Annotated in this window: 24 protein-coding genes and 1 tRNA gene; 12 read left to right on the top strand and 13 right to left on the bottom strand. The window is 65.0% G+C overall.

Annotation, left to right across the window (positions count from 1 at the left end):
• The first annotated feature begins 73 nt into the window (after positions 1-73).
• Complete coding sequence (locus EBMC1_RS10305; protein WP_003044673.1) at positions 74-1,681, top strand: M20/M25/M40 family metallo-hydrolase; 1,608 nt, start codon at positions 74-76, stop codon at positions 1,679-1,681.
• Between the two features lie 20 nt (positions 1,682-1,701).
• On the opposite strand, the gene EBMC1_RS10300 is transcribed toward EBMC1_RS10305, so the two are convergent.
• The 4 genes from EBMC1_RS10300 to EBMC1_RS10285 all read right to left on the bottom strand — a co-directional run bounded on the left by EBMC1_RS10300 (position 1,702) and on the right by EBMC1_RS10285 (position 6,806).
• Positions 1,702-3,270 carry an alkaline phosphatase D family protein gene (locus EBMC1_RS10300; protein ID WP_003044672.1) on the bottom strand — a complete coding sequence of 523 codons (1,569 nt, stop codon included), beginning with the start codon at positions 3,268-3,270 and terminating at the stop codon, positions 1,702-1,704.
• A gap of 79 nt (positions 3,271-3,349) precedes the next feature.
• On the bottom strand, positions 3,350-4,369 hold the full coding sequence (locus tag EBMC1_RS10295; RefSeq protein ID WP_156001129.1) for a copper resistance protein B: 1,020 nt from the start codon (positions 4,367-4,369) through the stop codon (positions 3,350-3,352).
• On the bottom strand, positions 4,366-6,069 hold the full coding sequence (locus EBMC1_RS10290; RefSeq protein WP_003044665.1) for a copper resistance system multicopper oxidase: 1,704 nt from the start codon (positions 6,067-6,069) through the stop codon (positions 4,366-4,368). The genes EBMC1_RS10295 and EBMC1_RS10290 overlap by 4 nt, the downstream gene beginning before the upstream one ends.
• Complete coding sequence (locus EBMC1_RS10285) at positions 6,066-6,806, bottom strand: glutaredoxin family protein (protein WP_040590042.1); 741 nt, start codon at positions 6,804-6,806, stop codon at positions 6,066-6,068. The genes EBMC1_RS10290 and EBMC1_RS10285 overlap by 4 nt, the downstream gene beginning before the upstream one ends.
• Positions 6,807-6,847: 41 nt before the next feature.
• Here EBMC1_RS10285 and EBMC1_RS10280 point away from each other — a divergent pair, with 41 nt between their 5' ends.
• On the top strand, positions 6,848-7,249 hold the full coding sequence (locus EBMC1_RS10280) for a MerR family DNA-binding protein (protein ID WP_003044661.1): 402 nt from the start codon (positions 6,848-6,850) through the stop codon (positions 7,247-7,249).
• Positions 7,250-7,367: 118 nt separating this feature from the next.
• Here the strand turns inward: EBMC1_RS10280 and ychF are convergent, their stop codons facing one another.
• From ychF to EBMC1_RS10235, 9 genes are all read right to left on the bottom strand, one after another.
• Complete coding sequence (gene ychF, locus EBMC1_RS10275) at positions 7,368-8,465, bottom strand: redox-regulated ATPase YchF (RefSeq protein ID WP_003044658.1); 1,098 nt, start codon at positions 8,463-8,465, stop codon at positions 7,368-7,370.
• A gap of 12 nt (positions 8,466-8,477) precedes the next feature.
• On the bottom strand, positions 8,478-8,888 hold the full coding sequence (locus EBMC1_RS10270) for a GNAT family acetyltransferase (RefSeq protein ID WP_003044656.1): 411 nt from the start codon (positions 8,886-8,888) through the stop codon (positions 8,478-8,480).
• Complete coding sequence (gene pth / locus EBMC1_RS10265) at positions 8,885-9,454, bottom strand: aminoacyl-tRNA hydrolase (RefSeq protein ID WP_003044654.1); 570 nt, start codon at positions 9,452-9,454, stop codon at positions 8,885-8,887. Before pth ends, EBMC1_RS10270 begins: the two co-directional genes overlap by 4 nt.
• 66 nt (positions 9,455-9,520) lie before the next feature.
• A complete protein-coding gene (locus EBMC1_RS10260; RefSeq protein WP_003044652.1) occupies positions 9,521-10,150 on the bottom strand; it encodes a 50S ribosomal protein L25/general stress protein Ctc in 630 nt (209 codons plus the stop codon).
• A gap of 171 nt (positions 10,151-10,321) precedes the next feature.
• Positions 10,322-11,176, bottom strand: coding sequence for a TraB/GumN family protein (locus EBMC1_RS10255; protein ID WP_003044650.1), 855 nt, complete (start codon positions 11,174-11,176; stop codon positions 10,322-10,324).
• Between the two features lie 44 nt (positions 11,177-11,220).
• The gene (locus EBMC1_RS10250; RefSeq protein WP_003044648.1) at positions 11,221-12,156 is read right to left on the bottom strand and encodes a TraB/GumN family protein; all 936 of its coding nucleotides are present in this window, start codon (positions 12,154-12,156) and stop codon (positions 11,221-11,223) included.
• Positions 12,157-12,206: 50 nt separating this feature from the next.
• On the bottom strand, positions 12,207-12,827 hold the full coding sequence (locus tag EBMC1_RS10245) for a hypothetical protein (RefSeq protein WP_231292892.1): 621 nt from the start codon (positions 12,825-12,827) through the stop codon (positions 12,207-12,209).
• A complete protein-coding gene (locus EBMC1_RS10240) occupies positions 12,824-13,030 on the bottom strand; it encodes a helix-turn-helix transcriptional regulator (protein WP_003044644.1) in 207 nt (68 codons plus the stop codon). Before EBMC1_RS10240 ends, EBMC1_RS10245 begins: the two co-directional genes overlap by 4 nt.
• 202 nt (positions 13,031-13,232) lie before the next feature.
• Positions 13,233-13,565: a UrcA family protein gene (locus EBMC1_RS10235; RefSeq protein WP_003044642.1), complete on the bottom strand. Its 333-nt coding sequence runs from the start codon at positions 13,563-13,565 to the stop codon at positions 13,233-13,235.
• 272 nt (positions 13,566-13,837) lie between these two features.
• On the opposite strand from EBMC1_RS10235, the gene EBMC1_RS10230 reads away from it, so the two are divergent.
• The 10 genes from EBMC1_RS10230 to EBMC1_RS10180 all read left to right on the top strand — a co-directional run bounded on the left by EBMC1_RS10230 (position 13,838) and on the right by EBMC1_RS10180 (position 25,629).
• Positions 13,838-14,719: a glycine--tRNA ligase subunit alpha gene (locus EBMC1_RS10230; protein ID WP_231292896.1), complete on the top strand. Its 882-nt coding sequence runs from the start codon at positions 13,838-13,840 to the stop codon at positions 14,717-14,719.
• Positions 14,716-17,112: a glycine--tRNA ligase subunit beta gene (gene glyS / locus EBMC1_RS10225; protein ID WP_003044637.1), complete on the top strand. Its 2,397-nt coding sequence runs from the start codon at positions 14,716-14,718 to the stop codon at positions 17,110-17,112. The genes EBMC1_RS10230 and glyS overlap by 4 nt, the downstream gene beginning before the upstream one ends.
• 112 nt (positions 17,113-17,224) lie before the next feature.
• On the top strand, positions 17,225-19,885 hold the full coding sequence (ppdK, locus tag EBMC1_RS10220) for a pyruvate, phosphate dikinase (RefSeq protein WP_003044635.1): 2,661 nt from the start codon (positions 17,225-17,227) through the stop codon (positions 19,883-19,885).
• Between the two features lie 4 nt (positions 19,886-19,889).
• Positions 19,890-20,465: a DUF1214 domain-containing protein gene (locus EBMC1_RS10215; RefSeq protein ID WP_003044633.1), complete on the top strand. Its 576-nt coding sequence runs from the start codon at positions 19,890-19,892 to the stop codon at positions 20,463-20,465.
• Position 20,466: 1 nt separating this feature from the next.
• On the top strand, positions 20,467-20,994 hold the full coding sequence (locus EBMC1_RS10210) for a DUF1254 domain-containing protein (protein ID WP_003044631.1): 528 nt from the start codon (positions 20,467-20,469) through the stop codon (positions 20,992-20,994).
• 44 nt (positions 20,995-21,038) lie between these two features.
• Positions 21,039-21,115, top strand: a tRNA-Arg gene (locus EBMC1_RS10205).
• Positions 21,116-21,242: 127 nt separating this feature from the next.
• Positions 21,243-22,214, top strand: coding sequence for a glucokinase (gene glk / locus EBMC1_RS10200; protein ID WP_003044629.1), 972 nt, complete (start codon positions 21,243-21,245; stop codon positions 22,212-22,214).
• 45 nt (positions 22,215-22,259) lie between these two features.
• Complete coding sequence (locus EBMC1_RS10195) at positions 22,260-23,000, top strand: gamma-glutamyl-gamma-aminobutyrate hydrolase family protein (protein WP_003044627.1); 741 nt, start codon at positions 22,260-22,262, stop codon at positions 22,998-23,000.
• Positions 23,001-23,181: 181 nt separating this feature from the next.
• Entirely contained in the window at positions 23,182-24,555 is a 1,374-nt protein-coding gene (locus EBMC1_RS10185; protein WP_003044626.1) for an aspartate aminotransferase family protein, read from the top strand.
• 138 nt (positions 24,556-24,693) lie between these two features.
• Positions 24,694-25,629, top strand: a complete 936-nt coding sequence (locus EBMC1_RS10180; protein WP_003044625.1) for a DUF808 domain-containing protein — start codon at positions 24,694-24,696, stop codon at positions 25,627-25,629.
• Positions 25,630-25,674: the final 45 nt, after the last annotated feature.

The raw sequence follows: 25,674 nt of genomic DNA, 5'->3' as shown, positions 1-25,674 counted from the left end.
CTTGCAATCGCACCCTCGCCATGGTGCACCCGGTTTCATCCGAAACCACGGACGAAATGAAGGGGACGCGTTTATGAACAGGGGTTTGATGGCGGCGCTGCTGGTCGGCGCAGCATGTCTGGCCGTGCCGGCGACGGGACAGAGCGGCGACGACACCAATCGCATCATCGACGAAGGCTATAATCGCAGCCAGGTGATGCAGACGGCACAGGAAATGACCGACGGTATCGGTCCGCGCCTGACCAATTCGCCCGCCATGCGCCGGGCCGAAGCCTGGGCGATCGGAAAGTTCGAAGGCTGGGGCCTGTCCAATGTCCGCCGCGATGGCTTCGAATTCGGCCGCGGATGGGAAATCCTGTCGGTCAGCGCGCGCATGGTCGCGCCGCGCTCGCTCGCGCTGACCGCCATCCCGATTGCCTGGACGCCGCCGACCAACGGACCGGTGACCGCTCCGATCATCGTCGCGCCGATGTCGAAGGAAGAACATTTCGCCGAATGGAAGGGCAAGCTCGCCGGCAAGATCGTGCTCGTATCGCTGCCGGGCGATGGCGACGAACCCGACAAGCCGGCCTTTCGCCGCCTGAGCGGCGACGACATCGGCAAGCTCGACGAATTTCGCCAGCCCAAATATGATCCCGATGCGCTCAATCGCCGACTGGAGCGGGTGACGTTTGCCGAAAAGCTCGATGCCTTTCTGAAGGCCGAAGGCGCGGTGGCGATGGTTCGGCAGTCCTATCGCGACGGCAAGCTCGTCCATGGCGAGGGCTATAATTACCGCGTCGGTCATTCGCCGACGCTGCCCGGCATCGAACTCGCCGCAGAGGATTATCGCCGCCTGGCACGGCTCGCGAAAAGCGGGGCGCCGCCGCAGCTCGAGATCGATTCCAACGTCCGTTACGACGACAGCGACACGCGCGCCTATAATATTATCGCTGAAATTCCGGGGACCGACCTCAAGGCCGGCTATGTCATGGCCGGTGCACATTTCGACAGCTGGGTGGCGGGCGACGGCGCGACCGACAATGGCGCCGGCAGCGCCGTCGTGATGGAGGCCGCGCGCATCATTCGCAAGCTCGGCATCCGGCCCAAGCGCACGATCCGCTTCGTCCTGTGGAGCGCGGAGGAGCAGGGGCTGCTCGGGTCGCTCGCCTATGTCGACAAATATCTCGCGGCGCGCCCCGGCCCGACCGAGGGCGAGGACGGCAACGCGCTCTATTATGGCTGGCCGAGCCGGTACCCGATCACGCCAAAGCCCGGTTACGGCGACCTCAAGGCCTATTTCAACATGGACAATGGCTCGGGCAAGCTGCGCGGCATCTATGCCGAGGGCAATGTTGGCGCGGTTCCGATTCTGCAATCCTGGCTCGCACCCTTTGCGAGCATGGGCGCGGGCAAGGTCGTTGCGGGGCCGACGGGCGGCACCGATCATGTCTATATGCAGTCGGTCGGCGTGCCTGGGTTTCAGTTCATCCAGGATCCGCTCGATTATGGATCGCGCACCCACCACAGTAGCGCCGACACCTTCGACCATCTGAAAGCCGACGATTTGCGCCAGGCTTCGGTCGTGATGGCGGGGATGCTCGTCACGGCGGCGAACAGCGACAAGACGCTGCCGCGCTTCCCGGTGCCGACGCAGCCGACGCCCTATGATCCGTTCAAATACAAGGACCCCAACGACTGAGCGACGGGTATCCGCCGCGGTCAGGCCATCTTGATCCCGGCGATGCCGTTGTCGACGACGCCCGTCGCGCGTTTCGACAGCGTGCCTAGCGGCACCGTCACCTTGTCGACGACCATGAAGTGCGTCTGCCACGCATCGCGGTTCACATCGCACACGACATAGCCGCGCTGGTCATTGGCGAATTTGAGTTCGGGATTGAGCTTCAGAAACTGGTCGGTGCCGGCGCGCAGATCGCTGCCGTCGCCGCCGCTGCTGATCGAGGTGGCGACGAATTCTGCGCCGACGACCTTGTCTTTGAGCACCAGATCGCCGCAGAAATTCTGATGCTCGTCGCCCGTCAGTACGACGCAGTTCTTGAGACCGGCGAAGCGCGACAGAATGCGTTCGCGCGGCGCCTCATAGCCCGCCCAGCTGTCGAGGTTGACGATCTTTTCGGGCTCGTCGGCCTTGCGCCGCCGGTCGAGCGACATCATCGTCACCTGCTGCGCGATCGCGTTCCACGTCGCGCCGCCTTGCGCGAGATTTTTGGCGAGCCACTCTTCCTGCGCCTTGCCGAGAATTTGCGCATTCTTTGCAAAGACATCGGGGCAGGCGGGCTTGAACCCGTCGCCGCACGGCTGGTTGTCGCGATGCTGGCGGGTGTCGAGCACCTGCATCGCCATCAGGTCGCCATAGCGGAATTCGCGGTTCGCGGCGATGAAGCCGCCGCGCGGCAGCAGCGCCTTGCGCACCGGCATATGTTCATACCACGCCTGGAAGGCGGCCTGCCGGCGCAGCATGAACACTTCGGGCGGCGGGGCGTCGGGATCGTTGCCGTCGAGGCCCATCTTCCAGTCGTCATAGACCGATACCCAGTCGTTGCGGATTTCATGGTCGTCGAAGGTCGAGATGAAGCCGTGCGCCGAACGCGCCGCCTGCATGTCGATGTCGAGCAGCGTCTGGGTATAGGCGGTGCGGAAATCGCTCAGATCCTGAAGCCCGCGGAGCGCATATTTGCGCACCGGCCGGATCGGCAGGCCGCTGTCGTAAAGATAGTCCTGCTGATATTCGTAGATGAAGTCGCCATAATGGTAGACGAAGTCCAGCTCTTCGCGCGCAAGATGGCGATAGGCGCCATAGAAGCCCGATTCATAATGCTGGCAGCCGCAAACCCCGAACTTGACCTGATCGGTGCGCGCGCCGGCCGCGGGCAGCGTGCGGGCGCGGCCGCGCAGGCTGCGTTCGCCGCCAGCGGTGAAGCGGTAATAATAGGGGCGGCTGGGCTGCAGCCCGGCAACCTCGACATGGACGCTGTGGCCAAGCTCGGGGCGCGCCAGTTCGGTGCCGTTCGCGACGACCTTGCGAAAGCCGCCGTCCTCGGCGACTTCCCATTCGACCGGAACCGGAACCAGCGGCATGCCGCCGTGCGGCGCCATCGGGTCGGGCGCGAGGCGGGTCCAGATGACGAAACCGTCGCTTGCGGGATCGCCGGCGGCGACGCCGAGGCTGAACGGGAAATCGCGAAAGAAACCGGCCTCGGCGCGCAATATCGTCGGGGCAGTCAGCCCGGCAAGCGTGGCGGTGGCAAGGAAATTGCGGCGCGAGAACATGGCGGGACTCCGGGGGGAAACGAATCGTGCTCCCCAGATAGACTAGTCATGCGTCACATCAATGATCTTGGCGGCGGGGTCAAAACCAGAAGCGGACCCCGGCAACGACGCTGGACTGCGACGGGTCGTTGCCGACGGCGCGCGCCAACTGCGCAGATCGGCCGATCTTGCCTTCCCAGACATAGCCCAGATAGGGCGCGAATTCGCGGGCGATCTCATAGCGTAGGCGGAGGCCCAGTTCGGCACTCGACAGCCCGGCGCCGATACCCTGTTCGCGCACGTCCTGAAGCGCGACGTTTAGTTCCGCCGACGGCTGCAGGATCAGGCGCTGGGTGATGCGCTGGTCGTAGCTGCCTTCGATGCGGGCGGTGACATCGCCCTTGTCCGACAGGAACAGCGCCGCTTCGACGTCGAACCAATAGGGGGCGAGTCCTTCGACGCCGACAACGGCGTAAGTGGGCGAGGGGCCGGGGCCGACATCCTGACGCAGCCCGGTCTGGAGATCGAAATAGGGGCCGATGGCGCGGCTCCACAATAGCTGCCCCTCGCCGCGGTCGAACGCGCCGCCGAAGGCGCCTTCGCCCTCGCTTTTGATGACGAGCTTGTCGATGTCGCCACCGAAGCGGGCTTCGCCGTCCCAGCTATAGGTGGTTTCGCCGGAGCCGACGCGGACTTCGGCTTGATCGAGCATGATTGTGGAAATGCTGCCGCCGCCATGCTCGGCATAGAGCCGGGCGCGGACGGGTGCCATCGCGTCGGCGCCGAAGATCGCATCGGCCGCCTCGACGCGCGGCGCGGGCGGCGGCGGCGCGTTGCCGACGGGCGGCGCGGGTGGTGGCGCGGCGGGTTCGTCTGGCGTGCAGTGCCCCATGGCGGCGTGCTCGGGCGGGCAGGCGGGGGACGGGGGCGGTGCAGGGACTGTGCAATGGCCCATCGCGGCATGCTCGGGCGAGCAAGGCGGCGGCGGAGGCTCCGCCTTCGGCATCGTGCAATGGCCCATGGCGGCATGTTCGGCTGTGCAGCCGGGCGCCGGCGCGGAGACGGTGTGCGCCATCGCATCGGGTTGTGCGGCCAGCAACAGGAGTGCCATTGGAATCATGCCGCATCCTCCGCCGCGCGCACCGTCACGACCTGCATCATCCCGGCGTGCATGTGATAGAGGAGGTGACAGTGAAAGGCCCAGTCGCCCGGCGCATCGGCAGTCAGGTCGAAGGTCACCTTGCCGCCCGGCTGGACGTTCACCGTATGCTTGCGCGGGGCATGGTCGCCCTTGCCCGTGACCAGTTCGAAGAAATGACCGTGCAGGTGGATGGGGTGCGTCATCATCGTGTCGTTGACCAGCGTCACGCGCACGCGCTCGCCCAGCGTGAAGGGAATGGGTGCGGTGACCTCGTTCATCTTCACCCCGTCGAACGCCCACATATAGCGTTCCATATTGCCGGTCAGATGGATCTGCATCTCGCGCGACGGGACGCGGGTGTCGGGGTTGCGATCAAGCGCGACGAGATCGCGATAGGTCAGCGCGTCCGCGACATCCTCCAGCCCCTGTCCGGGCTCACCGGTGCGATCGACCGGCATCGGCGAGATCGACTGGACAGCGGGCGTGTCCTTGACGCTCGGCGCGCTTTTCATGTCACGCATGCCGTGCCGCATCGGTTCGCCCGGCGCGGTCATCCCATGCCCCATTGCGCCATGATCCATACCCATATCGCCCATACCCATATCGCGCATCGTCGCGAGCGGGCGGGCGCGCAGCGGCGGAACCGGCGCGGTCATGCCGGGGCGCGGCGCGAGCGTTGCGCGCGCCATACCCGATCGGTCGCTGTTCTCGGCGATGATGCTGTAGGCGCGGTCTTCGGGCTCGACGATCACGTCATAGGTTTCGGCGACCCCGATCTGAAATTCGCCCACTTTCACGGGACGGACGTTCAGGCCGTCGGCCTGCACCACGGTCATCGCAAGATCGGGCACGCGGATGTTGAAGGTCGTCATCGCCGATGCGTTGATGACCCGCAGCCGGACGCGTTCGCCCGCAGCGAACAACCCGGTCCAATTGTCGGCGGGGCCGTGGCCGTTGACGAGATAGGTATAGGCCGCCGCGGTCACGTCGCTGATGTCGGTCGGGTCCATCCGCATCGCGCCCCAGGCGACACGGTCGTTCAGCGGCTGGTCGCGGCCCGCGATCAACCCCGCAAGCGTCTGCTTGTTGTGGTTGAAATAGCCGCCCATCTGCTTGAGCTTTTTGAAGATCGCGTGCGGGTGCAGCGCGCTGTGGTCGGACAGGACGATAACATGCTCGCGGTCATAGGCGACGGGATCGGGATCGGCGGGGTCGATGACGATCGGGCCGTAGTGGCCCATCTGTTCCTGCAGCCCCGAATGGCTGTGATACCAATAGGTGCCCGACTGCCGCACCGGAAATTCATAGGTGAAGGTCGCGCCCGGCGCGATTCCGGGAAAGCTGATGCCCGGCACGCCGTCCATATGAAAGGGCAGGATCAGCCCGTGCCAGTGGATCGAGCTATCCTCGTCGGGCAGGGCGTTGGTAACGTGCAGCCGCGCCGTGGTGCCTTCCTTCAGCCGCACCAGCGGCCCAGGAATCGTCCCGTTTATGCCGATCGCATGGCTGGTCCTGCCATCGACGCTCAGCATCCGGTGCGCGATGCTCAGGCGGATATCGGCGCCGCCGACCGTCGGCAGCCCCGACGCGATCGGTTGCGCCCAGGCTGGCAGCCACGGGACAAGCGCCGCCGCTCCGCCTGCCGCCAACAGCGAACGGCGGCCGATCGCGCCGCTCATGCGATGGCTCCGCGCAGCATCCAGAGCGCCATCGCGATCATCATCAGATTTTCGGTCAGCGACACGAAGCCCAGCGGCACCTTGCTGCTGCCGCCGACGCAGGCGCATTTGATATCGCGGCGGTCGATATAGACCGCCTTGAAGACCGACACCGCGCCGATGACGGCGATGAACAGCGCGACCGGGATCGACAGCCACGGGAGGGCGTGCGCGGTCATCAGTACCCCGGCCAGCCCCTCGGCAAAGGGGTAGACATAGGAATAGGGAACCCAGCGCCGCGCGAGCAGGTCATAGTTGAGGAACATCGTCGAGAAGCTCTCGACGTCCTGCAGCTTGAGCAGCGCCAGGACGATCATGCTGAAAGAGATGAACCATTCGGCGGCGCGCAGGGTGAAGGGGCTGCCGTAGGCGGCGAAGCTCGCGGCGAGCGCCATCAGCGCGGTCATCGCGAACAATGCGATCACGGGCGTATAGCTCGTCGCTCCCGGATCGCGGACGGCAAGGCCGAAATGGCGGCGCAGATCGTCATAGCCGCCGATCCGGCGGCCATCGATAAAGGTCTGCGGCGTCGTCTTGACGCCATGTTCGGCCTTGAACGCGTCGGTTTGCGCGCGCGTCTCCAGCCAATGATCGTCGACGGTGAAGCCCTTTCGTTCGAGGAGATGCTTCGCCTTCAGGCCATAGGGACAGATATGCTGTGGCATGACCATGCGGTAGAGGGTTGCTGTCTGTGTCATGCCGCCTGTATAACCTCCGTACCATGGTACGGAGTCAAGCGATGCAGCTTTCGATCGGAAAACTGGCCGAAGCAGGCGGCGTCGGGGTCGAAACGGTCCGTTATTATCAGCGCCGCGGGTTGATGACGACGCCAGCGCGCAGCGGCGGCGAGGGGTGGGGCGCCGGCATCCGTCGCTATGATGCCGACGATGTCCGCCGGCTGAAATTCATCCGGTCGGCGCAAGGGTCGGGCTTCACGCTCGAGGAAATCGCCGAGCTGCTGGAACTCGAACAGAGCGACGATCGTGCGCGGGTCCGCAGCCTGGCGCGCCAGCGCATCGCCGCGCTCGACGCCAAGATTGCCCAGATGAGCGAAACCCGCGCTGCGCTCGCGCGGCTGGCGGACCAGTGCGCCGCGACCGACAAGGGCCCTTGCCCGATACTCGCGGCATTCGAGCCCTGATGTCATCGCGCGGAGCGCAGCGACGACGCAATCGCCCGCTGTCGGCCGTGCGCAAGGTCGATGGCTGGAGATTGCCTCGCTTCGCGCGCAATGACGACGTTTCTGGGCGCAGCGCGGCCTAGCTGTGCAGGAAGTGCATGACGTCGCCGTCGTGCACGACATAGGCCTTGCCTTCGGCGCGCAGCTTGCCGGCTTCGCGCGCCTTGGCTTCACCGCCCAGTGCGACATAATCGTCATAGGCGATGGTTTCGGCGCGAATGAAGCCCTTCTGGAAATCGCTGTGGATTTCGCCCGCGGCCTCCGGCGCGGTCGCGCCGGTATGGACGGTCCAGGCGCGCGCTTCCTTCGGGCCGACGGTGAAGAAGGTCAGCAGGTGGAGCAGCTCATATCCCGCGCGGATCACGCGCGCGAGGCCGGTTTCGTGCAGCCCCATTTCTTCCAAGAACATCATGCGTTCTTCGCCGTCCATGCCGACAAGCTCGCTTTCGATCGCTGCCGAGACGATCACCGCCTGTGCCCCTTCGGCCTTGGCGCGCGCGAAGACGGCTTCGCTGTGCGCATTGCCGGTCGCGGCATTCGCTTCTTCGACATTGCAGACATAGAGGACGGGCTTGCTGGTCAGCAGCTGCGCCTGCCGGAGGATGCGCTCTTCATCGGCATCCTTCGGATCGGTCAGACGCGCGGGCTTGCCGTCGCGCAGCAGATCGAGCGCCTGGCCAAGCACCGATGCGGCGGCCTTGGCTTCCTTGTCGCCCTGCGCGGCCTTTTTCGCGAAAGCGGGAACGCGCTTTTCCAGGCTTTCGAGGTCGGAGAGCAGCAGCTCGGTCTCGACCGTCTCGGCGTCGGCGACCGGATCGACCTTGTTTTCGACATGCTGGATGTCGTCATCCTCGAAACAGCGCAGAACGTGGATGATCGCGTCGACTTCGCGGATGTTGCCGAGGAACTGGTTGCCGAGCCCTTCGCCCTTCGACGCGCCGCGCACAAGGCCGGCGATATCGACGAAGGCGAGCTGCGTCGGGATGATTTTCTGACTGCCCGCGATCGCCGCAAGCTTGTCGAGCCGCGCGTCGGGTACCGCGACATTGCCGATATTCGGTTCGATCGTGCAGAAGGGATAATTCGCCGCCTGCGCCGCCTGCGTCTCGGTCAACGCATTGAACAGCGTCGACTTGCCGACGTTCGGCAGCCCGACGATCCCGCATTTGAAACCCATTTTCCTACCCTTTTAATCAAGCCGGCGGGCAAAGACCCGCACCGGCTGCAAATCCCAGTCGAGGCGCTCATAGAGCCCCGCGGCGGGATTTCCATCCCGAACCATCAATTCCACCTTCGGACAGCCCCGCGCCCGCAGCCAGTCGCAGCCGGCATCGAGCAGACCGCGCGCGATCCCGCTGCCGCGCCGGTCGGGCTGGACGCCCAGATAATAGATCCAGCCGCGGTGGCCGTCGAAGCCGACCATGATCGTACCGACAACCGCGCCTCCCGCTTCGGCGAGCAGGATCGTCGCGGCGTCGTGGCCAAGCGCGCGATCGAAGTCGGCGTCCGGGTCGTTCCAGGGCCGGGTGAGGTCGCAGCTTTGCCACAGGGCGACCGCGGCGTCGCGATCGGCGGGCGTCGCGGCGCGGATCAGCGTCATGGTTGCAGCCGCAGCGCCAGATCGTTCTGGAACCGCACGTCGTCGCCCTCGGCAAGCCAGCTCGCTTCGGCGGCGATCGCGCCAAGCAGGTCGGTCAGCGGTTCGATCTCGGTCTTGTGGTAATTGCCGAGGACATGGCCCGTCACGCGGTCCTTGTGCCCCGGATGACCGATGCCGATGCGGACGCGGCGGAAATCGTCGCCGATATGCTGGATCATGCTGCGGATGCCGTTATGTCCGGCCGCGCCGCCGCCCTGTTTGACCTTCACCTTCATCGGCGCAAGGTCGAGTTCGTCGTAGAAGGCGGTCACGTCCTGCGGCGCAAGCTTGTAGAAATCCATCGCGGCGCGCACGCTGCGGCCGCTTTCGTTCATGAAGGTGCCGGGCTTGAGCAGCAGAATGCGGGTCCGGCCGATGCGGCCGTCCTGCAACCAGCCCTGAAATTTCTTGGCGGGCGGCGCGAATTGATGGGTGTCGGCGATCACGTCGATCGCCATAAAGCCGACATTGTGCCGGTTCATCGCATATTGAGGCCCGGGATTGCCGAGGCCGACCCAGAGCTGCATTGCGGTGCCTTTCCCGGGTCCGATGGAAACGCCCCTCCCGCCGGGGAGGGGCGCATCCGGTAAGCTTTAGGCTTCGCCTTCGGCGGCTTCGCCTTCGTCCTTCGTCGTGTCGCCGTCGCTCGACTTGAGCGCCGACGGAGCGACGATGGTCGCAATCGTGAAGTCGCGATCGCTGATCGCGCTCTCGACACCCTTGGGCAGAGCGACGTTGCTGATGTGGATCGAATCGCCGACGTCGAAGCCGGTGACGTCGATGCTGATTTCGTCGGGGATCTTGTCCGCTTCGCAGACGAGTTCCAGCTCGTGACGAACGATGTTCAGCACGCCGCCGCGCTTCAGGCCGGGCGAGGCTTCTTCGTTGGCGAACACCACCGGCACTTCGACATGGACCTTGGCGTCCTTCGAGATGCGCAGGAAGTCCGCGTGGATCGGGCGATCCTTGACGGGATGAAAGGCGACGTCCTTGGGCAGGGTGCGGACGGTCTTGCCGCCCACTTCGATCATCACGACCGAGTTCATGAAGTGACCCGTCATCAGCTGCTTCATCAGCAGCTTTTCTTCGACGTGGATCATCAGGGGTTCTTCGTTGCCGCCATAGACGACGGCGGGGACGCGGCCATTGCGACGCAGGTCACGCGAGGCTCCCTTGCCTGCACGTTCGCGCGTCTCGGCCGTCAGCGTCAGCTGATCGCTCATATCATTTCTCCGAGAAACAGTTGCACATATCCGCCACGCCTCCAGGGATGACCATGGCGGAAGCGCGGGCGCATAGCCGGGAACCGGCGGAAAGGCAAGCGCGATGCGGGAAAGGGGGATCGGATCGGCGAAAAGGGGAATGTCGGTATCGCATCCCGTCTTGCCGCCGGGCTATTGCACCCGCACCACCCGGTATCCGGCCGCTTCCAGAGCGGCGGGAACGCCGTCAGCGCCCACCAGATGTCCCGCACCGACCGCGATCAGCACCGTGCCGGGTTTCGCCATGCGCTGCTCCACCCACTTGGTCCAGCGCCGGTTGCGATCGGTGATGATCGCGGCGCGCGCGGCCGGGACCGCGTCGACATCCTCGTTCACCACCTTTTCGAGTGCGGCGACGTCGCCGCGCGCCCAGGCGGCGTTCATCGCCTTCACGTCGGCGACGCCGCTTGCCGAATTGGCGAGCGCGCGCGTCAGCAGGCGGCGCTGCGTTGCGGCGTCGAGCGTTTCGAACAGCGTCAACTGCCCCCGCGCCGTCTCCAGCCCGCCGATCGGCTTTCCGGCGTCGGAAAAGCGCTGCGTCAGCCGGGCCTCGACGCCATTTTCGGGCGACAAATCGGCCTGCTGCGCGACACGCTGGCCCATCATCACCAGGATTGCCCAGTCGTCGAGCGCATCGCCGCCGAAACCGCTGCCCGCGCCTTCTATCTTGCGATAGGCGGCAAGCGCTGCCGGATCGAGCCGGCGCTCCATCGCCAGTGGCGCGCTGCGCGGTGCAAGTTCGCGGAACACGTCGCCCGCTGCTGCAAGCTGATCGGGCGCCAGTTCGAGGACCAATTCGTCGGCCGCCGCAATCGCCGCGCCGACCTTCCCGCCGTCCCAGCGCGTGCCGGCGGGAAGCGCGTGCATCGAACCGAGCAGGAAGATGCGCGTGTCGGCGTCTTCGACCAGCCACATCGCCGGATGCGCTTCGGTTATCGGCGCTGCGGGTTTGCAGGCAAGCAGCAGCAACGGCAACAGGGCCGCCACGGCGCGGCGACCCCAGGGCCGAAAGGCAAGGGCGCCCCGATGCCTCACTGGATGCGCGTCACCTTCAACCCGCGCTCCTTGAGATAATCCTGCACGCTCTTTGCTCCCGCCAGATGGCCCGCGCCGACTGCGACGAAAACGGTGCCCGGCTGCGCCATGCGCGCCTCGATATGTTCGGCCCAGCGCGCGTTGCGGTCCCATAGCAGGGTTTTGGCGACGTCGGGCGTTTCGGCAAGCCCCTCGTTCATCGTTTCGGCGAGCGCAGCCGGATCGCCGGCCCCCCATTGCCCGACCATCGTGTCGAGCTGCGGCCCCAGCTTGTCGAGATCCTTGACCATGACGTTGAGGAAGGCGATCTGGCTGGACATGGGCAGGGCATCGAAAAAGCCGAGCTGTTCGCTGAGCGTTTCGAACCCGGAGATCGGCTTGGCGGCCGCCTTTGCCGCATTGCTCAACTGCTTTTCGGCACCCTCTTCGGGGTTATAGCCCATTTTGGTCAGCGGCAGCACCGACAGGGTGATCCCCGCAAACCACGGCTTGAAGCCGTCGAAGCTGGCGGGCGGCAGGCCCAGGCTGGTCATCGCCGCCTGATAGGCCGCAAGCGCTGCCGGATCGAGCCGCGCAGAAAGCGCCGTTCCGCTCTGGTCCAATGCCAGCGCCATCGTTTCCTTCGCCACTTCATTCTGGTCTTCGGGCAGCACAAGTTCGAGCTTGAGTTCGTCCGATTTGTCGAACGCGTCTTTGACGGCGCCGTCGAACCAGCTCAATCCGGGCTTCAGCACATGCACGGTGCCGAACAGATAGACGGTGGTGTCGTCGTCCTTCACCGCCCAGAGCGCGGGTTTGATCGCGGTCGTCGTTGCCGCGGCGGGCGCGGCGGCTTCCTGTGCCGCGGCGCTATTGTGTCCCGGCACGACCGCGCATTGGGCGAGGGGAATGATCGCGCAGCTGAGCGCCAGTTTGCGGAAGAAGGAGGTCATCGGGCCTGCTTTCGTTTCAAAAAGGGGAGGGGCAAGAGGTTCGCTGATAATCAACGATATTTGAACCAGAGATAGACGATCAGGTTGACGGCGAGCGTCAGGACAAAGAGCGCCATGGCGTCGACCGGCGGCGCAAGGCTCGCGCGGGCGGCGACCCACCACACGGGGCAGGCGATCACAAAGGCATGAAAGCCGGCGACGCTTCCCAGATAATAGGCATGGCGTTCATGATCGTCGACCGCGCGGAAATAGAAGAGGCTGGCGACGCTCATCCCGACAACCCAGATCGCCGAGACGATGATCGCGGTTGCGGGGGTCAAGGGCGCATTGCTCGCCAGATCGCCCGACCCCTGCGCAACCTGGAGGGTCAGCGCGACCCCTGCGCCAAGGCTCATCGACGCGACCATCGTCACCCAATAGAGGCGCTTGCGCGGCGACCAGCCGGCCCAGGCTTCGCGGTTCAGGCGGATGTAGAGCGCCATGCCGGCCAGCGCGAGGGCGAGCGCCGCCACCGGGCCGACCCATGTCGGCAAGGGTTGGCCGCCAGCCTCGACCGCGCCATCGCTATAGCCCGCAAAGGCACCGGCGACGGCTCCGGCGACCATGATGATGGCAACCGGCCACAGATAACCGGGACCGGCGCGGCGTTCCTTCGGCATGTTCGTCATCATTCCTGTCCTGCAAAGCCGTCGTCGAAAATCTCTTCGATCGGCATTTCGAATAGTCGGGCCAGCTTGAAAGCGAGCGGTAAAGACGGGTCATATTTCCCTGTCTCGATTGCATTTACTGCCTGCCGCGACACGTCGAGCCGGTCGGCCAGTTCGGCCTGGCTCCAGTTGCGCATTGCGCGCAGGACTTTCAGTTTGTTGTTCATCGGCGCCTCGCCAATAGGATCCCTTCGGGCCTGCATATAGTCACAATCGCTATCCTTTTGTCAGCCGATCGAAACGCGATGCCCGCCCGCGGGGATTTTCGGGATCAAGAGGCTGGAGCGCCGCCGCGTCGGGCCGCGCTCCAGCTCAAGTCGCCTGCCGACACCGGGGAGCATCGACGCGGACGAAGCCCGATGGAGGGGATCAGCGGCCGGGCTTGATCATCAGCAGCGCCAGCTGGGTGCCGCCGTCGGCGCGGGCAATGGCGCGTTCCATCTGCGGCTTTGCGGCGGCGAGGGCAGTCGCCATGCAGGCATTTTCCGAATTCCGCGCGGCAAGACCGCGAGCCGAGGTAGCGCAAATCTGGCGGGCAGCGCTGTGGACGCGTGCCTCCAGCCGCTCGCGCCCCTTGGCGCTCGTGAGCTTGAGGTCGTCGATGCGGATGGTGGCGGTGGGCGCTTCATCGGCGGTCGCGGCGAGTGCCGGCGTGCCGGCCAGAGCGAGCGAGAGGGCGAGGATGGCGGTACGAGCGATCATGATGGGTCTCCTTGGATGATGTCTTGGTCACGTCAACCTGTCTTCATGTCAGGTATGCATGACTATATGTCGTGATTCGCTGACTATGTCAACAACACATGACAAAAAGTTTTGTGACCGTGACACGCGGCGTGATTTGGTCGGTGTGCAGTTGGCAGCGAGCCTTGACCCTGCGCGCCCGCTGCGCCAAGGGCGGCGGCGATTGTTGCACCTGCGAAAGATGTGGACTCGTGGCCGATACGGCAGAAAAGAAACCACTCAGCTTTCAGGACATGATCCTGACGCTTCACGATTATTGGAGCGCGCGGGGCTGTGCGATCCTGCAGCCCTATGACATGCGGGTGGGCGCGGGGACGTTTCACCCGGCGACGACGCTGCGCAGCCTGGGTCCGGAGCCGTGGAACGTCGCCTATGTTCAGCCGAGCCGTCGCCCGACCGACGGCCGCTATGGCGAGAACCCGAACCGCCTTCAGCATTATTATCAATATCAGGTGATCCTGAAGCCGTCGCCCGCCGACCTGCAGGAGCAATATCTCGGCAGCCTGGCCGCGATCGGCATCGATCCGCTGCTCCACGATATCCGGTTCGTCGAGGATGACTGGGAATCGCCGACGCTCGGCGCATGGGGGCTGGGCTGGGAAGTCTGGTGCGACGGGATGGAAGTCACCCAGTTCACTTATTTTCAGCAGATGGGCGGTTTCGACTGCAAACCCGTCGCGGGCGAGCTGACCTATGGGCTCGAACGCCTCGCCATGTATATCCAGAATGTCGACAATGTGTACGACCTCAGGTTTTCCGACCCCGTCGGCGACGTGCCGGGTTTGAGCTATGGCGATGTCTTCCTCGAAAACGAGCGCCAATTCTCGAAATGGAATTTCGAGGTTGCCGACACCGATACGCTGTTCGCGGGGTTCAAGGCGGCCGAAGACGAATGCAAGCGCGCGATTGCGGCGAATGTGCCGCTTGCTGCGTACGACCAGGCGATCGAGGCGAGCCATTTGTTCAACCTCTTGCAAGCGCGCGGCGTGATCAGCGTGCAGGAACGCGCCAATTACATGGCGCGCGTCCGCGACCTCGCGAAGGGAAGCTGCAAGGCGTGGATCGACAGCCAGTCTGAGCGCTGGACCGAAAAATATCCGGGGTGGGTGCTATGAGCGACCGGCTTGCTTCCGGCGCGGCCGACAAAGGCGCCGACTTTCTTCTCGAACTGCGCAGCGAGGAAATCCCGGCGCGGATGCAGGCGGGCGCGCGTGCCGAGCTGGAAAAGCTGTTCCGCGCGCAGATGGCAGCGGCGGGCATCGACGTCGGCGATCTGACCATCTGGTCGACCCCGCGCCGACTTGCGCTGATCGCAAAGGGGCTTCCGCAAGCGACCGCTGCGGTCAGCGAGGAGATCAAAGGGCCGCGCTGCAGCGCGCCGCCGCAGGCGCTCGAAGGCTTCCTCCGCAAGACCGGGCTGACGCAGGATCAACTGAAAGATCGCGATGGCGTTTACTTCGCCGTGATCGACAAGCCCGGCCGCGCGACGGCCGAGGTGCTCGCCGAGGCGATCCCCGCGATCGTCCGCGGCTTCGCCTGGCCCAAGTCGATGCGCTGGGGCAAGGAAAGCGCGAGCAGCGAAAGCCTGCGCTGGGTGCGCCCGCTGTCGGGCATCGTCGCGATCTTCGGCGACGAATTGGTGCCGTGCGAAATCGGCGGGATCGCCAGCGGCTTCGTGACGCGCGGCCACCGCTTTCATTGCCCCGGCGAAATCACCATCGGATCGGCGGCGGATTATGCCGAAAAGCTGCGCGCCTGCCACGTCATCGTCGACCATGAGGAGCGGCAGGCGATCGTTCGCGATGGTGCAGCCAAAGCCGCGGCCGACGCCGGGCTGAGCCTTGTCGAGGACGAGGGGCTGGTGATCGAGAATGCGGGCCTCACCGAATGGCCGGTGCCCTTGCTCGGCCGCTTCGATGAAGCGTTTCTGGAGGTGCCGCCCGAGGTCATCCAGCTCACCGCGCGCGTGAACCAGAAATATTTCGTCGTGAACGGGACAGACGGCAAGCTCGCCAACGGCTTCGTCTGCACCGCGAATATCGACGCCAAGGACGGCGGCGCGGAGATCGTCGCGGGCAATCGCAAGGTGCTGGCGGCGCGGCTTTCGGACGCCCGCTTCTTCTGGGAACAGGACCAGAAAAAGACGCTCGCGCAGCACGCCGAGAAGCTCGCGAACATCACCTTCCACGAAAAGCTCGGCACGGTTGCCGACAAGGTCGAACGCGTCGCGAAGCTGGCTCGCTGGTTGGTCGAGGAAGGCATCATTATGCCTTCGAGTGTTCCCGCGCAGGCGGGAACCCAGAGCGGAGATGGGCCCACAGCGGATGGACGCTCTGGACCCCCGCCTTCGCGGGGGAACATGGACGTGTCTCGCGAGGAATTGGCCGACCAGGCCGAACTCGCCGCGCGGCTCGCGAAGGCCGACCTCGTCACCGAAATGGTCGGCGAATTCCCCGAATTGCAGGGCCTGATGGGCGGCTATTACGCCCGCGCCGAAGGCTTGCCCGACGCGGTCGCCGACGCGATCCGCGATCATTACAAGCCGGTCGGGCAGGGCGATGACGTCCCGACGGCGCCAGTGACGGTGGCGCTGGCGTTGGCGGACAAGTTGGATAGCTTCGGTGGCTTTTTTGCGATCGACGAACGGCCCACCGGCTCAAAAGACCCATTTGCATTGCGGCGGTCAGTAATTGGTATCGCATCTATCGTTCTCGCAAACGGGCTTCGTTTCTCATTGCAGGATGCCATGAAATGGTCGGTTGGGCGGGTTGTCGCCGGGCGCATCGGTAAGGAGCACGCTCAGCATGCCAATGCGATTGAAGGCGCGTTGGTTGCTGCTGGATTGGCTTCATCTGGTCAGCCAATTGAAGATTATAAAGAGACGCACCTTTTGCCGAATATAGACGCATTGGCGGCAGAGGCGTTTGATCGGGCCGTCACCGTATCCGGTGAAATGATGAACTTTGTGGCCGACCGCCTCAAAGTCCAGCAACGCGAAGCCGGTGTCCGTCACGACCTGATCGACGCGGTGTTTGCGCTCGGCGGCGAGGATGATCTTGTTCGGCTGCTCGCGCGCGTGAAGGCGTTGCAGGCGTTCATGGCGACCGAGGACGGCGCCAATCTGCTTGCGGGCTACAAGCGCGCGGCGAATATATTGAAGCAAGCCAGTGTTCCGGCGGAAGCCGGAACCCAGGGTGGACAAGAACCGACGTCTGCGGATGCACGCCCTGGGCTCCGGCTTTCGCCGGAGCACATGACGGAGCATGACGCCGCGCTGCTCGCCGCGCTCGACGCCGCCGAGCCCGCGGCGTCCGCTGCGGTCGCCGACGAACGCTTTACCGACGCCATGGCGGCGCTCGCCAGCCTGCGCGGGCCGATCGATGCGTTTTTCGAGGGCGTGATGGTCAACGATCCCGATGAAGCGGTGCGCGCCTATCGGCTCGGCCTGCTGTCGCGCTTTACCGGCGCGGTGCATGGCGTTGCCGATTTCTCGAAGATCGAGGGCTGACGCGCCGACTATCCGCCAGAGCTTATAACGAACGAAGTAAAACTTAATCGACCAACCGCGATTGCATACCTATCCAGCCGCGACCTCCTCCCCGGGGCAGCAGGAGTAAGACATGACGAAGATGGTGCATTTGTTCGGCGGCGCGGCCACGACGGCCGAGCGTTCGAAGGAATTGCTGGGCGGCAAGGGATCGAACCTTGCCGAAATGGCGTCGATCGGCCTGCCGGTCCCGCCGGGCTTTACGATCACCACCGACGTCTGCACCGCCTATTACGCCAATGGCGAAGCGTTTCCCGACGGGCTGACCGCCGACGTCGAAAGCGGCATCGCGCATATCGAGGGGATCACCGGCAAGCGGTTCGGCGACGCGGCGAACCCGTTGCTCGTCTCGGTCCGGTCGGGCGCGCGCGTGTCGATGCCGGGGATGATGGACACCGTCCTCAACCTCGGGCTGAACGATGCGACCGTCGCGGGGCTTTCCGAAGCCTCGGGCGACCCGCGTTTCGCGTGGGACAGCTATCGCCGCTTCATCCAGATGTATGCTGACGTTGTCATGGGGCTCGACCATGCCGAGTTCGAGGAGGCGCTTGAAATCGCGAAGGAAGACAAGGGCTTTTTCCTCGATACGGAGATGTCGGCTGAAGACTGGCAGGCGCTGGTGAAGGAATATCAGGCGATCGTCGAGCGCGAGACCGGCGCACCCTTTCCGCAGGAACCGAAAGACCAGCTATGGGGTGCGATCGCCGCCGTCTTCGCCAGCTGGGAAAGCGACCGTGCGAAAGTCTATCGCCGCCTGAACTCGATCCCCGGCGAATGGGGCACCGCGGTCAATGTGCAGGCGATGGTGTTCGGCAATATGGGCGACACATCGGCGACCGGCGTTGCCTTCACGCGCGATCCCGCGACCGGCGAGCGTGCCTGGTACGGCGAATGGCTGATCAATGCGCAGGGCGAGGACGTCGTCGCCGGCATCCGCACCCCGCAATATCTGACGAAAATCGCGCGCGAAAAGGCGGGGGCAAAGCCGCTGTCGATGGAAGAGGCGATGCCCGAAACCTTCGGGGAATTGGGCCGCGTCTTCGACACGCTCGAAACCCATTACCGCGACATGCAGGATATCGAATTCACCGTCGAACGCGGGATGCTGTGGATGCTGCAGACGCGATCGGGCAAGCGCACCGCCAAGGCGGCGCTGCGCATCGCGGTCGAAATGGCGGCCGAAGGGCTGATTTCCGAAGAGGAAGCGGTCGGCCGTGTCGATCCGGGTGCGCTCGACCAGCTGCTCCACCCGACGCTCGACCCGAAGGCGCCGCGCGACGTTCTGACCAAGGGGCTGCCCGCCAGCCCCGGCGCCGCGTCGGGCAAGATCATGTTCGACGCCGACAGCGCCGAAAAGGCGGCGGGCATGGGTGAGGCGGTGATCCTTGTCCGCGTCGAAACCAGCCCTGAGGATATTCACGGCATGCACGCCGCCAAGGGCATTTTGACCGCGCGCGGCGGGATGACGAGCCACGCGGCGGTGGTCGCGCGCGGCATGGGGCGCCCCTGCGTCTCGGGCGCCGGCGGGCTGGCGATCGACGGCAATGCGCGCGTGCTGCGCGTCGCGGGGCGCGAGCTTCGCGAAGGCGATGTCATCACGCTCGACGGGTCGACCGGCGAAGTGATGGCGGGTGAGGTTCCGACGCTTCAGCCGGAATTGGTCGGCGATTTCGGCACGCTGATGGGCTGGGCCGACAAGGTGCGCCGCATGAAGGTGCGCACCAATGCCGAAACCCCCGCCGACGCGCAGGTCGCGCGCGATTTCGGCGCCGAGGGTATCGGGCTTTGCCGCACCGAGCATATGTTCTTCGACGCCGCGCGGATTACTGCGGTGCGCGAGATGATCCTGGCCGACAGCGAGGATGGCCGCCGCGCCGCGCTCGCCAAGCTGCTGCCCGAACAGCGCGGCGATTTTGCCGCGATCTTCGGTGTGATGGCGGGGCTGCCGGTCACGATCCGGCTGCTCGACCCGCCGCTGCACGAATTCCTGCCGACGCGCGAGGAGGATTTTGCCGATGTCGCCGCCGCGGCAGGGGTGGGGGTCGAGGCGCTGAAGGCGCGGGCGAACGAACTCCATGAATTCAACCCGATGCTCGGCCACCGCGGCTGCCGCCTTGGCGTCACTTACCCCGAAATCTATGAGATGCAGGCGCGGGCGATCTTCGAGGCGGCGTGCGACGTCGCCGCCGAAACCGGCGCCGCGCCGATTCCCGAGGTGATGATCCCGCTGGTCGCGACGCGCCGCGAATTCGATCTGATGAAGGCGGTCGTCGACGCGCAGGCGAAGGCGGTGTTCGCCGAAAAGGGGCGCGAGATCGCCTATCTTGTCGGGACGATGATCGAACTGCCGCGCGCTGCGCTGATGGCGGGCGAGATCGCCGAAACGGCGGAATTCTTCTCGTTCGGTACCAACGACCTCACACAGACGACGATCGGGATCAGCCGTGACGACGCGGGCCGATTCCTGACGCAATATGTCGACAAGGGCATCTTCCTGACCGATCCTTTCGTCAGCCTTGACGTCGAAGGCGTCGGACAGCTGATCGAGATCGCCGCCGAGCGCGGCCGCGGCGCCCGCGCGGGGATCAAGATGGGCATTTGCGGCGAGCATGGCGGCGATGCACCGAGCATCCACTTCTGCGAACAGACCGGGCTCGACTATGTCAGCGCCTCGCCCTACCGTGTGCCCATCGCACGTCTGGCAGCAGCACAGGCGGCGCTGAAGAGGGGATGACGCCATGAAGAGCTGGCACCGCTATGCGATCACCCTGGTGGGCGGGATAGCGGTGGGGCTCGGCGGCGCCTGGGGTCTGACGCGAGGCGGGCTCGGCGACGGTGCAATCCGCAACGGTCCGTGGACGACCTCGCTCGGCTATGGGACGAAGGCGACCGATCCGCTGACGCGCGCGATGGTCGCGCGTTCGGGGCTGCTCGCGCTGCCGGCAAAGGAGACGCTCTACTGGATGGCGCGCACCGACGCCTCGGGCGCGCGGCTCGACGGCGATTGCCGTTACCGTCTGTCGGGAAAGCCGCTCGATGCGCGCTGGTGGAGCGTGACCGTCTATGACGCCAAAGGCTATCTGGTCCCCAATGCCGCGAATATCTGGTCGGTCAACGGCGCCAATGTCCCGCTCGACGACAAGGGTGAATGGCATGTGACCATCGCGCCCGACCGGCCCGCCGATGGTGCCTGGCTTCCCGGGATCAAGGGACAGCCGTTCGACCTGACGCTGCGCATGTACAATCCGGGCGAGGGTGTTCGCGCCGCGCCATCGGCGGCCGCGCTGCCCGCGATCGTCAAGGAGGGGTGCTGACATGCGCCGCTGGATCGGACCGCTCGCTTTCGGGCTGATCGCCGCGCTCGCGGTCGGCTATGCGGCCATCGCCGCCATCCCCTATGGCATGATGAAGATTGCGATGGACCGGCTTGCCCGCGGCGGCATCAATCAGATGTCGCAGGGACCGCTCGCGACGCCCGCGCGCCAGCCTGTCGTGCGGCCGAGCCCCGATCTTGCCTATTCCAGCTGTCCGTTCGACCTTGCGGCGGGGCCGGTCGAGATTAGGGTCGTGCCTGTCGCGGGGCGCTATTCTTCGCTCAGCATCTTCGATGCCGCGACCGACGTCGCCTTCGTGCGCAATGACGTCGAAGCGGGCGGAAAACCCTATCGAATCATCGTCGTGCGCGACGGGCAGGCGGTGCCGCCGGGCGCCGAGGTGGTGCGCGTCGGCCACGACCGCGGGATTGCGCTGATTCGCCTGCTGCTGAAGGATCCTGCGGAAATCGGGTCGCTCGACGCAATTCGTCGTCAGTCGACCTGCCGAACCGTCACAAAGTCGAAATAGGGGGTTGCGCGCCCCGCCGACTGCTCCTAAAGGCACCGCTCCACGCACCCGTAGCTCAGCTGGATAGAGCATCAGACTACGAATCTGAGGGTCGGACGTTCGAATCGTTCCGGGTGCGCCATTTCCCTTCGGCATCGAAATTCAGGATTCGCGGGCGCGACCGTGCATAGCTATGCCCTGTTGCATCGCTGCCGGGCCTGCGACATTCCGGACGCGATCCGGCCATGATGGACCGGCGAGGGAGAGTCATGAGCGAAGCCATCGTCACGGTCGATATCGGCGGCACGCACGCCCGTTTCGCGATCGCCGAGGTGGCGGCCGGCCGCGTTGTTTCGCTCGGGCCCGAAACGACGCTGCATACAAAGGATCACGCCAGCTTTCAGACCGCCTGGCAGGATTTCGAGCGGCGGCAGGGCGGTGCGCTCCCGCGCGCCGTCGCCATTGCGATCGCGGGGCCGACGCGTGGCGAGATCATTCGCTTCACCAACAATCCCTGGATCATTCGCCCGGCGCTGATCGGCGAGAAGCTGAATGTCGACCGCTATACGCTGGTCAATGATTTCGAGGCTGTCGGTCATGCGGTCGCGCAGGCCGAGGCGCAATATTTCGAGCGGCTGACAGGCCCGGACGAGCCGCTTCCCGCAATGGGAACGGTCAGCGTTATCGGCCCCGGGACCGGGCTTGGCGTCGCGCATGTATGGCGCGATGGGACCGACTATCGCGTCCAGGCGACCGAAGGCGGACATGTCGATTTCGCGCCGCTCGACAGCATCGAGGACGCCATCCTCGCGCGGCTGCGCAAACGCCATCGCCGCGTGTCGGTAGAGCGTATCGTATCCGGTCCCGGCATCGTCGATATTTATGAAACGCTGGCGAGCATGGAAGGACGCGCGATCACTCCGCTCGATGACCGCACGATATGGGCAGCGGCGCTGAGCGGCGAGGATGCGCTGGCGGCTGCGGCTGCGGATCGCTTCTGTCTGTCGCTCGGCAGCGTTGCAGGCGACCTTGCGCTTGCACAGGGCGCCAGCGGCGTCGTGATCGCGGGGGGGCTTGGCCTGCGTATCCGCGACCAGCTCGTCCGGTCGGGTTTCCCCGAGCGCTTCGTCGCCAAGGGGCGCTTCGAGAATTTCATGGCGGCGATCCCGGTCAAATTGATCACCCACCCGCAGCCCGGCCTTTTCGGTGCCGCTGCGGCATTCGCGCGCCAGCATCGCTGAAAAAATCCGCTGGCGCGAGGACGCAAAAGGCGGCAGCAAGGGGGCATGTCCGCGCGCCCCGTCCTCGGTATTATCGCCTGCAACCGCACCGTCGGGACAGAGGTCGCGCAAACGGTGATCAACCGCTATGCGACCGCCGCGATGCGCTACGCCGATTGCGCGGCGCTCATCATCCCGTCACTTCCCGACCATATGCACGCGCGCGAGATCGTCGGGCGGCTCGACGGCGTGCTGCTCACCGGAACGCCGTCGAATGTCGCGCCGGCGCTCTATGGCGATACGGCAGCGGGCGAGGGACCGTTCGACCCCGATCGCGACCGGATGATGATCGAGCTTGTCGAAGCGACGATCGCCGCACAGCGCCCGCTGTTCGGCATCTGCCGGGGTTTTCAGGAAATCAACGTGGCGTTGGGCGGAACGCTGCGCCGCGACACGTCGGCGAGCGACGAACTGTTGCACCATCACGCCCCTGACGATGCCGCTTTCGACGCGATGTTCGACCATCGGCACAAGGTCGATCTCGTCGAAGGCGGCCTGCTTGCGTCGGCCTATGCCGCGCCCTCGCTCGAGGTCAATTCGGTTCATTATCAAGGCATCGGCGCGCTTGCCGACAGCCTGGCGGTCGAAGCGCGTGCACCCGACGGGCTGGTCGAGGCCTATAGCGCGCGGCCGAACGGAGCGCCGCTGCTTGCGGTGCAATGGCACCCCGAATGGGCGACCGACGTCAATGATCAGAGCCAGACCTATTTCCACCTTCTCGGCCGCGCGCTAAGAGGCGAACTATGAACCGCCGCGTCACCCGATATGATCGCTATCTCGCGCGGATCAGCTTTTCGCCCTGATTGAACCCGAATCCCTCGTCTCCGCTCGTGTCGAGCGAAGTCGAGACACCTATCGTCGCAGCGCAAGGCAGAGAGGCATCTCGACTTCGCTCGATGCGAACGGACTTCTGGATCAGGATGATATTATGCCCCGTAATCACGACATCGCCGAACTGCGCCGCCTCGACGTCGCGCATCATCTTCCCGCGCAGGCCGACTGGGCCGAAATCGAAAAACTCGGCGGCAGCCGCATCATCACCCATGCCGAAGGCTGCACGATCGTCGACGGCGACGGCCACCGTATCCTCGATGGCATGGCGGGCCTCTGGTGCGTCAATGTCGGCTATGGCCGCGAGGAACTGGTCGAGGCCGCGGCTGCGCAGATGCGCGAACTGCCCTTCTATAATACTTTCTTCAAGACCGCGACGCCGCCGACGGTGACGCTCGCGGCCAAGATCGCCGAGCTCACCGGCGGGCGCCTGCCGCATATCTTTTTCAATGCCTCGGGCAGCGAGGCGAACGACACGGTGTTCCGTATGGTGCGCCATTATTGGAAACTGAAGGGCGAGCCCAAACGGACCGTCTTCATCAGCCGCTGGAATGCCTATCACGGTTCGACCGTGGCGGGCGTATCGCTCGGCGGGATGAAGGCCATGCATGCGCAGGGCGACCTGCCTATTCCCGGCGTCGAACATGTCCGCCAGCCCTATTTCTACGGCGAAGGGCAGGGGATGACCGAGGAAGAATTCTGCGATGCCTGCGTGGCTGCGATCGAGGACAAGATCCTGGAAGTCGGTCCCGAAAATTGCGCCGCCTTCATCGGCGAGCCGGTTCAGGGCGCCGGTGGGGTCATCATCCCGCCCAAGGGCTATTGGCCGAAGGTCGAGGCGGTGGTGCGCAAATATGGCCTGCTGCTCGTGGCCGACGAAGTCATCTGCGGCTTCGGGCGCACCGGCAAGATGTGGGGGCATGAAACCATGGGTTTCACCCCCGACCTGATGCCGATGGCGAAGGGGCTTTCGTCGGGCTACCTTCCGATCTCGGCGACGGCGGTGGCGAGCCATGTCGTCGATGTGCTCAAGACCGGCGGCGATTTCGTCCACGGCTTTACCTATTCGGGCCATCCGGTCGCTGCGGCAGTCGCGCTCAAGAATATCGAGATCATCGAACGCGAAGGGCTGGTCGAACGCACCGGCAGCGTTACGGGGCCGCATCTGGCGAAAGCGCTTGCAACGCTGGACGATCATCCGCTCGTCGGTGAAACGCGCTCGATCGGCCTGCTCGGCGCGGTCGAGATCGTCGCCGACAAGGAAACGCGCGCGCGGTTTGGCGGTGCCGAAGGGACCGCCGGCCCGATGGCGCGCGACGCGTGCATTGCAAACGGACTGATGGTCCGCGGTATCCGCGACAGCCTCGTCATGTGCCCGCCGCTGGTCATCACCACCGAACAGATCGACGAGATGGTGGCGATCATCCGCAAATCGCTCGACAAGGTGATGCCGAAGCTGCGGGCGCTCTAGCGATTTCTTGCCATTCCCGTTCGTGCTGAGCTTGTCGAAGCACTGTTTTCTTCTTTAGACGTGAAGAGAAGAACGGTCCTTCGACACGCTCAGGACGAGCGGGTTGAGGGCCTATATCCAGTAAAAGGATCGACCTCCATGCCATCCGGCCTTTTTGCGCTGCTCGATGACGTTGCCACTATCGCCAAGGTTGCGGCGGCGAGCATAGACGACGTCGGCGCCGCGGCGTCGAAGGCCGGCGCCAAGGCCGCAGGGGTAGTGGTCGACGATACCGCGGTGACGCCGCGCTACGTCACCGGCTTCACGCCCGATCGCGAATTGCCGATCATCTGGCGGATCACCAAGGGGTCGCTGTTCAACAAGCTGGTGCTGATCCTGCCGGCGCTGCTGCTGCTGTCGACGTTCCTGCCCTGGGCGATCACGCCGCTGTTGATGATGGGCGGCGCCTATCTCAGCTTCGAGGGTGCGGAGAAGGTCATCCACGCACTGCAGAAGGACAAGACGAACCTTGCCGAGGACGCCGAGATCGTGGCCGACAAGGATCATGAAGAGACGATGGTGAAGGGGGCGGTGCGCACCGACCTCATCCTGTCGGCCGAAATCATGGTGATCGCGCTCAACGAAGTGCTGGACGAACATCTCCTGATGCGCGGCGCCACGCTTGCGCTGGTTGCGGTGCTGATTACCATCGCGGTCTATGGCGTGGTCGGGTTGATCGTGAAAATGGACGACATCGGCCTGCACATGGCCAAGCGCGGATCGGCGGCGCGGCAGGCGATCGGGCGCGCGCTGGTCAACCTCATGCCCAGTCTGCTGGCGGCGCTCGCGACCATCGGCACCGCAGCAATGCTGTGGGTCGGCGGGCAGATCGTGCTGCACGGCCTGCACGAATATCATATCGGCGGCATCGCCGAAGCGCTCGAGTCGCTGGCTCATTCGGTCGCGGGCGGACTGCCGCTCGAAGGGCTTTGGACGTGGCTCATCAAGGCGACCGGCGACGGCATCTTCGGATTGCTGCTCGGCAGCGTGATCGCCGGCGTGTTGCACTTTGTGCCGGGCAAGAAAGCCCATTGATTTCGTCATCCCGGACTTGATCCGGGATCCACCGCGGCGCCGGAA

The organism is Sphingopyxis sp. MC1, assembly GCF_000371385.1.
Classification (GTDB): Bacteria; Pseudomonadota; Alphaproteobacteria; order Sphingomonadales; family Sphingomonadaceae; genus Sphingopyxis; species Sphingopyxis terrae.
This window is presented reverse-complemented; position numbering and strand designations above follow the sequence as displayed.